Here is a 15610-nt window from a genome sequence, read left to right as displayed (position 1 = left end):
ATGCCGTCAGTGGCATTTTACACATTGGGTTGTAAGGTAAACTTTTATGATACAGAAGCGATTTGGCAGCTGTTCAAAAATGAAGGCTATGAGCAGGTAGATTTTGATGAGCAGACAGCTGACGTCTACCTTATTAATACGTGCACCGTTACGAATACCGGCGATAAAAAGAGTCGTCAGATCATTCGCCGTGCGATTCGTCGGAACCCAGATGCCATTGTGGCAGTGACGGGCTGTTACGCCCAGACTTCTCCTGCCGAAATTATGGATATTCCCGGTGTCGATCTTGTGATTGGTACACAGGATCGCGACAAAATTATTCCGTTTGTTCAGGAGATTCAGGAGTCGCGTCAACCTGTGAACGCTGTGCGCAACATTATGAAAACGCGTGTGTTCGAGGAAATGGACGTACCTGATTTTGCTAACCACACACGTGCGTTTTTAAAAATTCAGGACGGCTGCAACAATTTCTGCACCTTCTGCATCATTCCGTGGTCGCGTGGTCTGTCCCGCAGCCGCGATGCCGCAAGCATTATGGCTCAGGCGCGTCAACTGGTTCATGCGGGCTACAAGGAAATTGTGCTCACAGGCATTCATACAGGCGGTTATGGTGACGACATGGACAATTATGATCTGTCCGATCTGCTGTGGGATCTGGAGAAGGTGGAAGGGCTGGCGCGTATCCGTATCAGCTCGATTGAAGCCAGCCAGATAGATGAAAAAATGCTCGATGTGCTGAATCGTTCCACCAAGCTGGTGCGTCATTTTCACATACCGCTTCAGGCGGGAGACGACACTGTGTTGAAACGGATGCGCCGCAAATACACAACAGAAGAGTTTTACAATAAAATGCTTATGATTCGCAAGGCGATGCCGGATGTGGCGATTACGACAGACGTTATTGTTGGCTTTCCTGGGGAAACGGACGAAATGTTCCGCAACGGCTATGAACTGATGAAAAAGATCGGCTTCTCGGAAATGCATGTGTTCCCTTATTCCAAGCGCAGTGGTACGCCTGCGGCGCGTATGGAGGATCAGGTGGATGAGGACGTGAAAAATGCACGTGTGCATGAGCTGATTGAACTGTCAGAGCAAATGCAGTTGGCTTATGCAGAAAAGTTTGTCGGTCAGGTGCTGGAGGTTATTCCGGAAGTTGCGCCGAAAGGGACCGAAGATAGCGGCATGCTTCACGGTTACAGTGACAATTACATTCAACTGGTGTTTGAAGGTAACAAGGATCTGGTTGGCAAGGTGTGCCGCGTGAAGCTGACGAAGGCGGGCGTTAATGAAAGTGAAGGCCAATTGGTCCGTGTTCTGGAGAATGGGTTGCAAACAGCTTTGTAAAAACAAAAAAACCTGAACAGGTATTAGAGATGGCAAACAAGGATTTCGCCTTTCCTTACAGGGAGGACGGAATCCTTGTTGCGCAAGGAAAGGGGATTACAGGATGGCAGCAAAAAAGGAAATTTCCGCCGGAGGTGTTGTGTACCGCAAACAGGGGGAGCAGCTTGAAATTCAACTGATTACCGACCGATACGGCAAGGTCTCCTTGGCTAAAGGTAAAATGGAGCAAGGAGAAACGATCGAACAGACAGCTTTACGTGAAATTCGTGAGGAAACAGGGCTGAACGGACGGATTATCCAGCATGTGGATATGATTGCTTATACGTATCAGCATCCTGAGTTTGGGGAAGTGGACAAGGAAGTCCATTATTTTCTCGTAGAGGCACTGGATGGGGATTTACAGGCACAAATTGAAGAAATCAAAGGTGTCGCGTGGCATATGCCTGAGGAAGCATGGCGGCTCCAGCACCAAGGCGGGTATGACAACAATGATGTCATTTTGAGCAAGGCGCTGTCCATGCTTGGAATTAACGTTTGATGATGTTGGAAGATATGCGATTCTCCAAACGTGTCCATACAGGTAAATAGCAGACTGGCAAGACAAGCAGAGAGCTGATCACGTTAAACAGGGTTTGGGCATGGGCGACCCTGGCTCCAGGCTCAGCAGATATCCAGGCGGCTGCCATTTCCAGCCCAGGGATCAGCGGCATAAACATTAACGCCCCGCCTACGTTCAGCAGTACATGGGACCAGGCCACAAATTTGCCGGATACGCTGCCGCCTACAGCCGCTATGAGAGCCGTCACGCAGGTGCCAACGTTGGAGCCAATGACGATGGCGATACCCACATCGGCTGGCAAAGCTTCCGCAGCCGCAAGGCTGATCGCCATGCCAATAACAGCGGCGCTGCTGTGAACCAGTGCGGTCAGGCAGGCCCCGGCAGCGAAGGCCCACCACATATTGGCCGCAGCGTGGTCCAGAAACCAGCGGAACAGCCCGGCCTGCTCAATCCACGGGCCGACTGTTTGCATCACGCGGATACCCGCAAGGATCAGCGAAAACCCGGCAAAGGCGAGGCTGATATATTGGACAGCCAGCGGACGACTGAGCTGAAGGGAACTGGATGGTGGCCCGGCAGACGCATACTGGCGGCTGGAGCCAGCCTCGCCCCACAAGACCGCGACGCTCCAGCAAAGCAGCGAGCCGCAGAGCAGCGGAACAGCCAGCTTGCCTAGCTGGAGACCCATTAGCTCGGTGGTCAGACAGGTACCAATATTGGTGCCGAGGATAATGCCGAGCGTACGGCCGTAGGTCAACAGCCCGGCGTTGACCAGTCCGATGGTCAGCACCGTGACAGCGGTGCTGCTTTGCAACAGGGCGGTAATGCCTGAGCTGAACAGCATGCCACGCCAAGGGGAAACGGTGGCCCGGTTCAGCCAGCGGGTGAGGAAGGGGCCAGCCAAATGCCGGAGGGCCGCTTCCATCAGCTTCATCCCGCCCAAGAAAATAAGCAGCCCACCGCACAGCGGCAAAATAACGTGTATAAACACAGGCATAGCCCCCTTTCTAAGGTTTTAATTGAATTGCGCTTATATCAGCATTTTGCATAATTTGATTCCCAACGCTTGAAAGAACAATATATAGACGGACTAAACCGTTTCGATCTCTATATTGCCGATTTAAAATCGATTTTGGGATTTATGCAAAATGCTCATGTAACAGCCTATGATTTGTCGAGGACAGCCATGACAAGCATGGCGGGCAGCAGCGGAGCGATTCATTTGAATCTGAAGAAGCGCCAGCGATGGTAAGATCAAATGAATCGCGGAGCCGCGCCCCATCGAACACCACGCTTTTAACACTTTGAGTAATCCAAGAATGGGAGTGAAGGACTTTGCCTTCAGTAATATTGGAACGCAGCCGCAAAAAAAGGCTGGAACACGCGCACCCCTGGGTCTTTAAAAATGAAATATCCAAGGTGGAGGGTGAGCCGGAGGCGGGTGATCTGGTCAATATCGTAAACCATCAGGGCCGTTATTTGGCAACGGGTTACTATAATCCGGCCTCACAAATTACGGTGCGTGTGATGTCCTACGAGCCGCTGGAAGCGATGGATCAAAGCTTTTTTGCCAAACGCTTCCGCGATTGCCTGGAGCACCGCGAACGTTTTGTGACCGGAGGAGACGCGTATCGGCTGGTATACGGCGAGGCTGATTTTTTACCCGGGCTGATTGTAGACCGTTTTGGCGACGTGTTGGTCGTACAATTATTAACGCTCGGTATGGATCGCCGCAGGGAAGAAATCAGGGATGCACTTGTTGAAGTGATTGGCCCTGTTGGTATATATGAGCGCAGCGATGTATCCATCCGCGAGTTGGAAGGACTGGAACAGACCAAAGGGCCTTTATATGGCGACTGCCCGCGTCATGTCGTGGTAACGGAAAATGGTTTGCGTATCAAGGTCGATATTGTAGAGGGCCAGAAGACAGGCTATTTCTTCGACCAGCGTGAGAATCGTGCGGCGATCGCTCCACTGATGACGGGCTGGGGAGGACGTAGCGGAATTACGTTGCAGGAAGTAGCAGCAGAGCAGGGTGACGCTGGCACAGCGGTCATGAAGCCTGTGAACAGAAGCGGCAAGGTTGTGGAGTTCCCATTCTGGGATGGCGCAACTGTGCTGGAGTGCTTCTCACATACGGGAAGCTTTACGCTCAATGCCTGCAAATACGGTGCGAAAAAAGTAACCTGTCTTGATATTTCCGAGCACGCGATAGAAAGCGCACGGGATAATGTCAAGCTGAACGGTTTTGAGGAACGTGTCGAGTTTGTCGTGGACGATGCTTTCCAATATTTGCGTAATCAGGTTAAAGGCGTAGAGGAACGCACTACGCGAGCCGGGGGAAAAGGAGATACTTCCAAGCCGCTCACAGCAGGGGGCGGACGTACCTTTGATGTAGTGATTCTTGATCCGCCAGCCTTTGCGAAAACAAAGAATGCGGTCAAAGGAGCTACGCGTGGATATAAGGATATTAATCTGCACGGGATGAAGCTGGTCAATGAGGGCGGCTATTTAGTGACTGCAAGCTGCTCATTCCATATGCGGCCGGAGCTGTTTCTGGACACGCTTAAGGAAGCGGCGGCAGATGCCGGAAAAATCCTCCGTCTGGTGGATTGGAGAGCGGCTGGCAAGGATCATCCCCAAATTCTGGGCGTAGAGGAAGGCCATTATTTGAAATTCGCTATTTTTGAGGTGCGCAGTCGAACACAACTGTAGAATTTATAGATTGTTAACCGCATATTAAGGTAGCGGATCAAGTAGATTAGGCTCGTTTTATCCATAAATCAGTCCTGTAGAGAAGGCATACAACAAGCCTGCTTGCGGGACTGTTTGTTTTTTGAGGGAGGATAAAATGCTACAAGATGGCAAACGTACGTTCTTTTCTCTCTTGCCTCATATGCTATACTGTTGAATAGAATGTTGTTCGTTGGAAAGGAGGCCGCATCATGTCGGTCCGTTTGTTAATTGGCCGCTCAGGCAGCGGGAAAAGCGCGTTAATCCGTCGCGAAATGACGGCTATGCTACGCAAGGAACCGCTAGGTAAGCCAATGCTGTTACTTGTGCCGGAGCAATCGTCATTTGCTTCAGAGCATGCATTGCTTACAGAAGCCGAAAACGGTATTCAGGGGACGGTGCGCGCACAGGTCATGGGATTTCATCGTCTTGCCTATTTGGTCATGCAGGAAACCGGGGGTTCGGCGCTGGTACCTGTGACGGAGGAAGGCAAGAAGATGCTTTTATATAAAATTATTCGTCGTCGCAAGGATGAACTGAGCTTATTTAAGGATTCGGGAGACCAACTGGGCTTTGTGGATCGGTTAAATACGCTGTTTACAGAGCTGAAGCAGTATGGGAATGATACTCGGTATGTCCCGGAGCAACTGGAGCGAATGAATGCGGCGGGGGAATCCACTCCGATTTTACGCGGCAAGCTCAAGGACATCAGTCTGATCTATGAGGATTTTGAAAGAGAGCTGACGCTTCAATATATTGATGGCGAGGATACGCTGCGTATGCTGGCTGAGCAGATTGCTGAGTCGTCCATTGTACGTGGAGCGGATATTTGGATGGATGGCTACCGCAGATTTACGCCGCATGAATACAAGGTGGTGGAGCAGCTCATGCTGCACGCTTCTTCGTTGACGGTCGCACTGACTTGCAATCGCAGCTACGAGAGGGGACAGCTTCCGCATGAGCTGGATTTGTTTCATCCTTCGGCGGCTACCTATGTAAAGCTTAAAGGGATGGCGGACGAGCTGATGATCGAGACGCAGACACAACTGCTGCGCTCTGATCCGCTTCCGAGATTTAAGGACCGCCCGGCGTTGGCGTATCTGGAGGCAGAGTTTGAACGACGTGCGGGATATCGGAACCAGGGACGACCCATGCCGCAGCAACAGATGCCGGAGCAATGGAAAGATAAGCAACCTGAAGAAATCAAACTGTATGCCGCAGCGAACCGACGTGTCGAACTGGAGGGAGCAGTGCGCGAAATGCGCCGTCTGGCCCGAGATGAGGGGGCACGTTATCGGGAAATGGCTCTGTTTGTACGCCATATTGAGGATTATGAGCCGTGGGTGGAGCCGATATTCAAGCAATATGAGGTTCCGGTGTTTCTCGATCAGCGCAGAAGCATTTTGCATCATCCCTTGGTGGAAATGATTCGGGCTTCGCTGGATATCGTCCAGCGGCGTTGGCGGTACGAGGATGTATTTCGTGCGGTTAAAACGGATCTGCTGTTGCCACAGGGTGGACGAGTCAGCCGCGAGGATATGGATCGTCTGGAAAATTACGCATTGGCCTGCGGGATACAGGGCAGCCGCTGGACAGACGGACGGCCATGGCAGGCTGTACCCAGCCTTTCGCTGGAGCTGGAGGAACAGGAGCGGAATCGTCAGCGGGACGAAACGTTGGATCTAATGGAGCTGTGCCGTGATGTGATCGTGACGCCTTTACGTGCGTTTGAGAAACGTTTGGGTAAGGCCCGGACTGCACTTGAGAAGTGTGAAGCGGTGTACTTGTTGCTGGAGGATGCGGAAATTGGGCATAAGCTGGATGACTTGATCCATCAGGCCGAGGAAGCGGGAAATCCCGAGCAGGCGAAGGAGCATCGTCAGGTATGGGATGCGGTGCTTGAGCTGTTGGATCAGATCGTCGAAATGATGGGTGACGAGAAGCTGGACACTTCTTTATTTGCAGGTGTGCTGGAAACGGGGCTGATAGAGTACCGTATGGGTCTTGTTCCGCCAGCTCTGGATCAGGTACTGGTCGGAAACACAGACCGTACTCGTGTAGCTGGTATTCAACATGTCTTTGTACTGGGTATGAACGAAGGTGTGATGCCAGCTGTATTTCATGAGGATGGCGTGCTGAACGAGCAGGAACGTACCGCGTTGAATGAACGGGGCGTTGAACTGGCACCGAATATGACAAGACGTCTGCTGGATGAACGTTTTCTTGCGTATACGGCGCTCACATCAGCCGGAAGCAGTCTGTGGATGAGCTACGCGGTAACCGACGAAGAGGGCAAGTCGTTGCTGCCGTCAGAGTTGGTACGCCATGTCCGTCAACTGTTCCCTGCTCTGGAAGAGCACCCGTTGGCTGCCTATCCATTGCCTCGGGACCTATGGGCGACGCAATGGGAGTATGCTTCCCATCCGTCCGAGGCATTGCCGCAACTGATCGCGCAATTCCGGCAATGGCGGCATGGTGGAGAGATTTTATCTCCCTGGTGGGAGGTATACAACTGGTATGCGGGCCAGCAAGGGCGTGAAAAGGACAAGCTGCGTCAGTTGCTAACCTCACTTTTTTACGAAAATCATGCCGAAATGCGGAAGGAAACGAGTCGCCGTCTGTACGGTAGCAAGCTGCGTACCAGCGTTTCTCGTATGGAACGTTTTGTCGCTTGTCCGTTTTCGCATTTTGCTTCCCATGGTCTTCGCTTGAAGGAGCGCCAAATGTATCGGCTAAAGGCACCGGATATCGGACAATTGTTCCATGCGGCGCTCGGAGAGATGGCGATGAATTTACGTAAACGGAACGTGAGCTGGGGCAGTCTCAGCACAGAGGAATGCCGACAAGAGGCGGAATCGACGGTGGAGCGTTTGGCTCCCCGCCTGCAAGGCGAGATTTTAATGAGCTCCAAGCGGTACGGGTACATTTTGCGCAAGCTGAAAGATATTGTGAGTCGGGCTTCGCTGATTTTGGGTGAACATGCGCGTAGAGGCAGCTTTGAGCCGCTGGAGCTTGAGCTGGGTTTTGGGCCGGGAGAAAAGCTTCCTCCTCTGACCTTTCGGCTGGACAATGGTGTGGTGATGGAAATCGTCGGACGAATTGACCGCGTGGATGTGGCAGAGGGAGAACAAGGCTTGCTTTTACGCGTCATTGATTACAAATCCAGCCAAAAGGATCTCAAGCTGCATGAAGTGTATTATGGCCTGTCCTTGCAAATGCTCACATACTTGGACGTGCTGCTGAATGCGGCAGAGGAATGGTTGGGCGAGACGGCTTATCCGGCGGGGACGCTGTATTTTCACGTCCATAATCCGATGTTGCAATCACCGAATGGTCTGAGCGCGGAACAGGCCCGTCAGGAGCTTCTAAAACGCTTCAAGATGAAAGGGCTATTGCTCGCGGATCGGGATGTGGTCGGACAAATGGACACAGCACTGGACAAGGGGTATTCCTCGATTTTGCCAGTTGCGGTCAAGGCGGATGGCAGCTTTTACAGCAGTGCGTCTGTCGCTTCGCCGGAACAGTGGGACAGCCTGCTGGCTTCGGTGCGCGATAATATCCGAACGATTGGGACACGCATGACAGAGGGCGATGTGGCGATTGAGCCTTATCGTATCCAGCAAGAGACGGCATGTACCTTCTGTTCTTTCAAACCTGTTTGTCAATTTGACGACAGTCTGGAGGGCAGCGGCTACAACCAATGGGGGAAACCCGGCAAGGATCAGATATGGGATTTGCTTGGGTCTGCACAGGAAGGGAAAGGAGGAATGGACCAATGATAAGCACATCAAGCACTAACGGAATACCCAAGCCGGAAGGCAGTATGTGGAGTGATGACCAGTGGCGTGCGATCTATGAATCTGGCAACAACATGCTGGTAGCGGCAGCGGCGGGGTCTGGTAAAACAGCGGTGCTTGTAGAGCGCATTATTCGTAAAATCGCCGATCCGCGGCTCGGTTTCAGCGTGGATCGGCTGCTGGTAGCGACCTTTACAAAGGCTGCTGCCGCCGAAATGCGCCAACGTATACGTGAAGCTTTGGAACGTGTGCTGGAACAGGAGCCGGATAGTGAGCATGTACGTCGTCAGTTATCGCTGTTAAATCGGGCGTCGATTACGACGCTCCACTCTTTTTGTATGGAGGTTATTCGCAGGCATTATCAGGCCATTCCCCTTGATCCCGGTTTTCGGATTATGAATGAGCATGAGACGGAATTGCTGCGGCAGGAGCTGCTGGAAGAACTGTTTGAGGAAAAGTATGAGGCTAACGATGAAGGCAGTACATTCCGCAGACTGGTGGACTGGTTTAGCGGTGAGCGTACAGATGATGCGATGTATGTGCTTGTTCAGCGCTTGTACGATTTTTCGCAAAGTCATCCCTGGCCGGAGCACTGGCTGAGGGAGACCGCAGCCACGTTCCGTGTAGAAGATGTGACGGCTTTGGGAGAGACGCCTTGGGTTCGCAGCATTTTGGTGGATGCGGCCCTTTCGCTGCGCGGAGCAGCAAGCCTGCTGGAGCAGGCTTATGAGACAGCTATGCAGCCCGGCGGCCCTGCGCCCTATGCAGTGACGCTGCAAGAGGATACCGCGATGGTGAAGGGACTATTGCAGGAACTGGAGACACAGCCGTGGGCCTCGCTGTATGATCACTTTCAAATAGCGGCCTTCGGCAAGCTCAAGCCAGTCAAAAAGGATCAGACTGAGCCTGCATTGCAGGAACGGGTCAAGGCGCTCCGTGAGGCAGCCAAAAAAATGATCACGGATATGAAGGCTTCCCTGTTCGGCAGGAGGGCGGAAGCCTATTTGGAGGAACTACATGGGGCGGCTCCTCTGATGGAGGAACTGGTGGAGACCGTAATTGCCTTCGGGGAACGATTTCAACAGCACAAGCAGTCCAAAGGGCTGGTGGATTTCGGGGATTTGGAGCACTATTGTCTGAAAATATTACGTCATCCCGACTCTACTCCGCACAGACTGCTGCCTTCGGACGCTGCACTCGAATACAAGGAGCAATTCGACGAGGTACTGCTGGATGAGTATCAGGATACGAATACGGTACAGGAGGATATCGTCAGGCTGGTATCCCGTGAAGAACCGGGCAACCGGTTTATGGTAGGGGACGTGAAGCAGAGTATTTATCGGTTTCGGCTGGCGGAGCCGGGTCTGTTTCTGAACAAATACCAACGATACGGTATGCAGGAGCAGGAAGATGGCTTTTTAATTGATCTGGCGCGTAATTTTCGTAGTCGGGTGGAAGTCGTTGATGCGGTCAATCTGGTGTTCCGGCAAATCATGAGCGTGGATGTGGCGGAAATTGAATACGATGAACGGGCATGGCTGGCGCATGGTGCTTCCTATCCTGAGCAGACGGAAATGGAAAAGGATGCTACATCCCCGTATGCACCTGAATTGTTGTTGGTTGATAAAGGCGGGCGCGGTCTTTCGGAGGCTTCGGAACTGTCCGAAACGGGTGATGAGTCCGCTTTACAGGAAGGCGAAATGGCTGAACTTGCGGAGCTGGAAACGGCACAACTGGAAGCTCGTGCAATCGCGCAACGGATTAAGGAGCTGACGGGAGATACAGGCCAACCGCTGTTGATTTATGACAGAGGGTTAAAAGCGATGCGTCCGGCAGTCTTCGGTGATATTGTCATTTTGCTCCGTTCGGCGAGCGTATGGGCACCGTTGATTGTAGAGGAGCTGCGTCTTGAGGGCATTCCGGCATCCGGCGAGCAGACGACAGGCTTTTTCAAAGCAACGGAAGTGGAGGTCATGCTGTCTCTGCTACACATTATTGATAATCCGCAGCAGGACATCCAGCTGGCATCGGTGCTTCGTTCACCGATTGTAGGCTTGACCGAGGATGAGCTGGCACAAATCCGGCTGCAAAAGCCGGACGGATTGTTTTATGGCGCTCTGTTGGCGGCGGCTGAGGCTGACCATACAGAGGAGAGCAAAAATGGAACGTCCAGGGATATGCAGGAATGGGACCTTTTCGCAGGAGATTCAACAACAGATGCCTCAGATATGGATGACGGGAATAGCGAAAATACGTTGCCTGCCCGATTGCGTTCGTTTTTGCGCGATTTGGAAGCGTGGCGGCAGGAAGCCAGACAAGGTAGCTTGAGTGCATTGATTTGGCGTTTGCTGGAGGAAACGGGATATCTGGATTGGGTAGGTGGATTGCCTGGAGGCTCCCAACGTCAAAGCAATTTGCGGGTGCTGTATGACCGGGCGAGACAGTATGAGACTGCAACCTCTAACCGGGGCTTGTTCCGATTTTTAACCTTTATTTCTCGCTTGCGAGAGCGAGGCGGTGATTTAGGCTCATCCAGTGGCGCTACTGAACCTGATCAGGCTGTCCGTATTATGACGATTCACAAGAGTAAAGGACTTGAATTTCCCGTCGTGTTCATCGCCGGAACGGCTAAAATGTTCAATCAGCAGGATCTGAATGCGCCGTTTCTCATGCATAAGGAGCTGGGGTTCGGTCCCAAATATGTGGAGGAACAAAATCGGGTCAGCTACCCGACGCTGCCTAATTTGGCGATCCGTCGACGTTCCCAGCTGGAGCTATTGGCTGAGGAAATGCGGGTGCTATATGTGGCGCTTACGCGTCCGCGTGAGAAGCTTATTATGACCGGAACCGTTAAGGATCTCACTTCACGCGCAACGGGTTGGGCACGGGCCAAAGAGCATACGGAAACGGTTTTACCTGATTATATGCTGGCAGCAGGCCGCAGTTATCTGGACTGGGTAGGTCCTGCGTTGATCCGACATCCTTCTGCCGCTGTACTGAGGGAAGCGGCAGGGGATCAGGAGGGGTACTATCACAGGCTGGAAACGATGCCGGGCGGGGATTGGCTATTCAGAATGATAGCTTCGGAGACTCTTTCCGGCTCTCGTTTGAATTTGGGCCCTGGGGAAGAGACTGTTAATGAAGAGCGTCAGCAGAAGACGGTAGCGTTGAAAAATGCCAAGCCGATCGACAAAAGGTGGCTCTCATCCGATTTCGTATCCAATAGCCCAGCAGATATGACAACAAGGACTGATGCAGATATTGCCGCTGCGCTTTCCTGGTCCTATCCGTATGAACGGGCAAGCAAGACGGCGGCGAATACATCGGTTACCGAAATGAAAAGATGGCTAGCGATGCAGGAAACTGGATCGGAAGATTGGATAAATTTGTCTTCTTTTCAAGTAGCCGAGTTACCAGAGGAGATGGAAGATTCTCAGACTGGGGGAAGTCGACTGCACTTGCGCAGACCCAAATTTATGGGTGACCGGGGATTGACGCCGACGGAACGTGGAACGGTGTACCATACGCTATTTCTGCATTTGCCGCTGGGGGGTGCGATGAACGCCGAGGTGATTGAGGAAACGAAGGCTCGTCTGCTGAACCAGCGCTTATTGCTGGATGTTCAGGCGAAGGCGTTAGATACGGATAAAATATTGCGCTTCTTCACCAGCGAGCTGGGTCGCAGATTGCTGGAGGCAACCCATGTGCAGCGTGAGCTTCCATTTACCTATACGATAGGAGCCGCTGATTTTTGGAGCCGCAGCTTGCCGTCGATGCTGTCCGCACAGGTAGCAGAGCCGGGATCGGCCGGGCAACAGCAGGAAAGCATGATGTCAGAGCCTGGCCACAATGACAGAGTGCTGATGCACGGGATCATTGACTGCTTGTTTGAAGGGCCGAAGGGGTTGGTTTTGCTAGATTACAAAACAGACCGGGTATCCGAATTTCGGACGGTGTCTCATTTAACGGAGCAATATCGTTTTCAACTGGAGCTGTACGCCCACGTGATCGAAGATATTACAGGTACAAGGGTTGCTGAGAAGTGGTTGTATTTTCTGGAGGCTGGAGAAAGTGTGAGATTGTAGCTATTTAATATTTAATGGACGAAATAGATAGGGAGAGAGGAGGAACAGCATGCGGATTTTGCATACGGGAGATTGGCATTTGGGGAGAACGCTGGAAGGGCGTAGCCGTTTGAAGGAGCAGGAGGCGTTTCTGGAAGAATTGGCGAAAATGGCCGACGATCAGCAGGCAGATCTGATTATGATGGCTGGAGACGTGTACGACTCGGTCAATCCTCCAGCCGCCGCCGAGCAGCTATTTTATGAAACGTCTGCCCGTTTAACGGCTGGAGGAAGACCGCTGGTCGTTATTGCGGGGAATCATGATCAGCCGGAACGGGTATCCTCGGTTACGCCGCTGGTGAGTCAGCGCGGAATTACGTTGCTGGGGCTGCCCAGCGGGGAAGCGGTGCGGATTCATACACCGCGTACAGGAGAAATGGCATGTATCGCAGCCTTGCCTTATCCTTCGGAGTCCCGTCTGAACGAATTGTTGTCCGAGGACGGAGACGAAACGGTGTTGCGAGAGGCTTACAGCCGTCGTGTGGGGATGCTGATGGCACAGCTCGGTACGGCGTTTCGGCCTAATACCGTTAATCTGTCCATGAGCCACATTTATGTGCTTGGCGGACTGGAGTCCGATTCGGAGCGTCCGATTCAGGTCGGGGGAGCCTATACGGTAGACCCGTCTGCACTAAGCATCGGGGCGCAATATACGGCTTTGGGGCATTTGCACCGCCCCCAATATGTGAAGGGTGACGGGCTGATGCGCTATAGCGGATCTCCGCTGGCTTATAGCTTTTCCGAAGCAGGGCAGGCCAAATCGGTCACGCTCATTGACGTGGTCGCAGGCAAGCCCGCACAGGTCGAGGAGCTGTATATTACGAGTGGACGCCCTTTAGTAAAATGGCGCGCACGGGGAGGTTTGGAAGAGGTGTACCGATGGCTAGACGAAGGGCTGGATGCGGACGCCTTTATTGACCTGGAAATTACGCTGGAGGAAGCGATGTCTCTGGGAGATATTCAGCGGCTGCGCAAAAGCCGCGAAGGCATTATTCACATCCGCCCGATGTATCCTGAAATGGCGGCGGCACAGCTGGAGCATCAGCGCTCAGAGCTGCCGGTTCACGAGCTGTTTCGGGCTTTTTATCAACGGCAAACGGGCGGAGCACAGCCGGATGACGGATTGGTGCAGCTATTTTTGGAGTTGGTGGAGCAGGATGATGCAAGGGACCAGGCCGAGGAGGAGGATGTATGAAACCGATTCTTCTGAAATTGGCGGGGTTGCAAAGCTACCGGGAGTCGCAGGAAATCCATTTTGAGGAGTTGACCGAAACCGGACTATTCGGGATCTTTGGCCCGACAGGCAGTGGTAAATCGACGTTGCTGGACGCGATTACGCTGGCTATGTACGGCAAGGTGGAGCGGGCGGTGAATGGAACACAGGGCATTATGAATCATGCAGAGGATACGCTGTCCGTGGCGTTTACGTTCGAGCTGATGTCAGCCCAAGGACCTCGTCGTTATCGTGTGGAGCGCCGATTCAAACGTGCTGGTGGCGTATCGGTGAATAATACGCTTAGTCGATTTATCGCGTTCACAGCGGACGGCGAGGAAGTCCTTGCTGACAAGGTGCAGGATGTGACGCGTTGTGTGGAGGAGTATATTGGCCTGAAAATGGACGATTTCACACGAGCTGTCGTATTGCCACAGGGGAAGTTTGCTGAATTTTTATCATTAAAGGGCAGTGAACGCAGGCAGATGCTACAGCGTTTGTTTCATTTGGAAAAGTACGGAGACCAGCTCGCACAGAAGCTGAGCCGCCGTGTGAAGGACAATGACGCTGCACTGAAAGCGCTGGAAGCGGAGCAGCAGGGACTCGGCGATGCGGGTGCCGAAGCGCTTGAACAGGCAGAGCAGCGTCTTAAAGAGGCTTTTGCCCATGCAGAGGCCTCACGCCGCGAGCTGGAGCGGGTGTCGCGCGAGACGGAAGCACTGACTAAAATTCGTGATCTCGTCCTAGAGCGCAGCCGCCGGGGGAACGAGCTGGAACAACTGGCGGCATTGGAGCCGGACATTGCTTCGCTGGAGTGCAAGCTCCGTCAGGCCTCCGCAGCCGAGGCATTGCTGCCTGCGCTGACAGATTGGAAGGAAGCTGTTGCCGAAGCGGATAAGCGACGGAAGGCAGCCGAAGAAGCGGCGGTGCAGGCGACATCGGCGCAGGAGGCTGCGGTTGTGTCTATGCAAGCAGATGAGCAGGCCCGGCAAGCTCTGGGTGCAGAGGAACCGAAGCTGTTGCTTCGAATCGACCAGTTGGAGCAGGCGCTGCAATTGGAGCGTGATACGGAAGCGTCGCGGACAGAACGGGACCGTCTGGCGTTAGAGCTTGCACAGAGTGTGCAAACCCTTGCTACATATGCCGAAGGACTCGCCAAGGAACAAGAGCTACAGGCGCGAGGATCGAAGCGGCAGCAGGAGCTTCAACAGGAATTGAAGCAAAATGAAGTGCGTGCAGATGAACGACGAATGCTTCAAGAGGCCATGCAACGGCTGCAACAGCTGGAGACGGCGGATGAGCAGCTACGCGAAGCAGAGCAGGATTGTGTCACACAGGAACAAAGGCTTGGCCAGGCTGACGAACGCCTGAAGCTGACGGAGCAGGAGACACTTGAGACGGAGGGACGTCGTTCCGCCCTTGCCGCACAGGCGGCTGAGGGCATCGAGGCGCTGCTCACGCTGGAGGCAGAGGTCACCGCCGATGTGTCGGCGCTGGCTGCCGAGGAAGAGCAGCTGCGCCATGAGCTGCGCGCCGAAGAGCTAGGCCGCCTCGCGCAGCACCTCGCAACCGAGCTACGCGAGGGCGAGCCGTGCGCGGTGTGCGGCTCGCTGCACCACCCCGCACCCGCCGCCACCGCGGCCCACGGTGCGGATGCCGCTGCGCCGGACGAGCTGCATCGCCTGCGGCTGAGCTTGCAGGAGCTGCGCCTTACGCTGCGCCAGCAGCTGCACGAGCAGCGCAGCTTGCTGGCGCAGCAGCCCGCCGCCGTAGACGCCAGCGGCGCGGCCGCCACGGGCGAGCCGGCCGCGCTCACCGCAGCGGCACCGCGCGGTGCCGC

At 53.6% G+C, this 15610-nt stretch carries 9 protein-coding genes; 8 read left to right on the top strand and 1 reads right to left on the bottom strand.

Going from position 1 to position 15610, the window contains the following annotated elements; all coding sequences use genetic code 11:
- Complete coding sequence (mtaB, locus tag ACIFQM_RS06750) at nt 1–1344, top strand: tRNA (N(6)-L-threonylcarbamoyladenosine(37)-C(2))-methylthiotransferase MtaB (RefSeq protein WP_430040818.1); 1344 nt, start codon at nt 1–3, stop codon at nt 1342–1344.
- A gap of 103 nt (nt 1345–1447) precedes the next feature.
- A complete protein-coding gene (locus tag ACIFQM_RS06745; protein ID WP_430040819.1) occupies nt 1448–1882 on the top strand; it encodes an NUDIX hydrolase in 435 nt (144 codons plus the stop codon).
- On the opposite strand, the gene ACIFQM_RS06740 is transcribed toward ACIFQM_RS06745, so the two are convergent.
- Complete coding sequence (locus ACIFQM_RS06740) at nt 1872–2894, bottom strand: Na/Pi cotransporter family protein (RefSeq protein ID WP_430065175.1); 1023 nt, start codon at nt 2892–2894, stop codon at nt 1872–1874. The two genes, ACIFQM_RS06745 and ACIFQM_RS06740, sit on opposite strands and share 11 nt — an antisense overlap.
- 75 nt (nt 2895–2969) lie before the next feature.
- Between ACIFQM_RS06740 and ACIFQM_RS06735 the strand changes: the two genes are divergently transcribed.
- From ACIFQM_RS06735 to ACIFQM_RS06710, 6 genes are all read left to right on the top strand, one after another.
- Nucleotides 2970–3155 (top strand): hypothetical protein, encoded by a 186-nt coding sequence (locus ACIFQM_RS06735; RefSeq protein WP_430040821.1) that lies wholly within the window; start codon nt 2970–2972, stop codon nt 3153–3155.
- An 83-nt stretch (nt 3156–3238) separates the two neighbouring features.
- The gene (locus ACIFQM_RS06730; RefSeq protein ID WP_430040822.1) at nt 3239–4618 is read left to right on the top strand and encodes a class I SAM-dependent rRNA methyltransferase; all 1380 of its coding nucleotides are present in this window, start codon (nt 3239–3241) and stop codon (nt 4616–4618) included.
- A gap of 230 nt (nt 4619–4848) precedes the next feature.
- Nucleotides 4849–8415 carry a helicase-exonuclease AddAB subunit AddB gene (gene addB, locus ACIFQM_RS06725; protein WP_430040823.1) on the top strand — a complete coding sequence of 1189 codons (3567 nt, stop codon included), beginning with the start codon at nt 4849–4851 and terminating at the stop codon, nt 8413–8415.
- Nucleotides 8412–12518, top strand: a complete 4107-nt coding sequence (addA, locus tag ACIFQM_RS06720; RefSeq protein WP_430065173.1) for a helicase-exonuclease AddAB subunit AddA — start codon at nt 8412–8414, stop codon at nt 12516–12518. Before addB ends, addA begins: the two co-directional genes overlap by 4 nt.
- Nucleotides 12519–12567: 49 nt before the next feature.
- Nucleotides 12568–13752, top strand: a complete 1185-nt coding sequence (locus ACIFQM_RS06715) for an exonuclease SbcCD subunit D (RefSeq protein WP_430040825.1) — start codon at nt 12568–12570, stop codon at nt 13750–13752.
- Nucleotides 13749–15610 (top strand): AAA family ATPase (locus tag ACIFQM_RS06710; protein ID WP_430065171.1); only part of this gene is annotated, 1862 nt, incomplete at its 3' end. The genes ACIFQM_RS06715 and ACIFQM_RS06710, both read left to right, overlap by 4 nt.

Origin of the sequence: Paenibacillus sp. NRS-1782, assembly GCF_050467685.1 — a bacterium.
Classification (GTDB): Bacteria; Bacillota; Bacilli; order Paenibacillales; family Paenibacillaceae; genus Paenibacillus; species Paenibacillus terrae_A.
The sequence above is the reverse complement of the archived record's forward strand: the minus strand, read 5'-3'. Positions and strand labels throughout refer to the sequence as shown.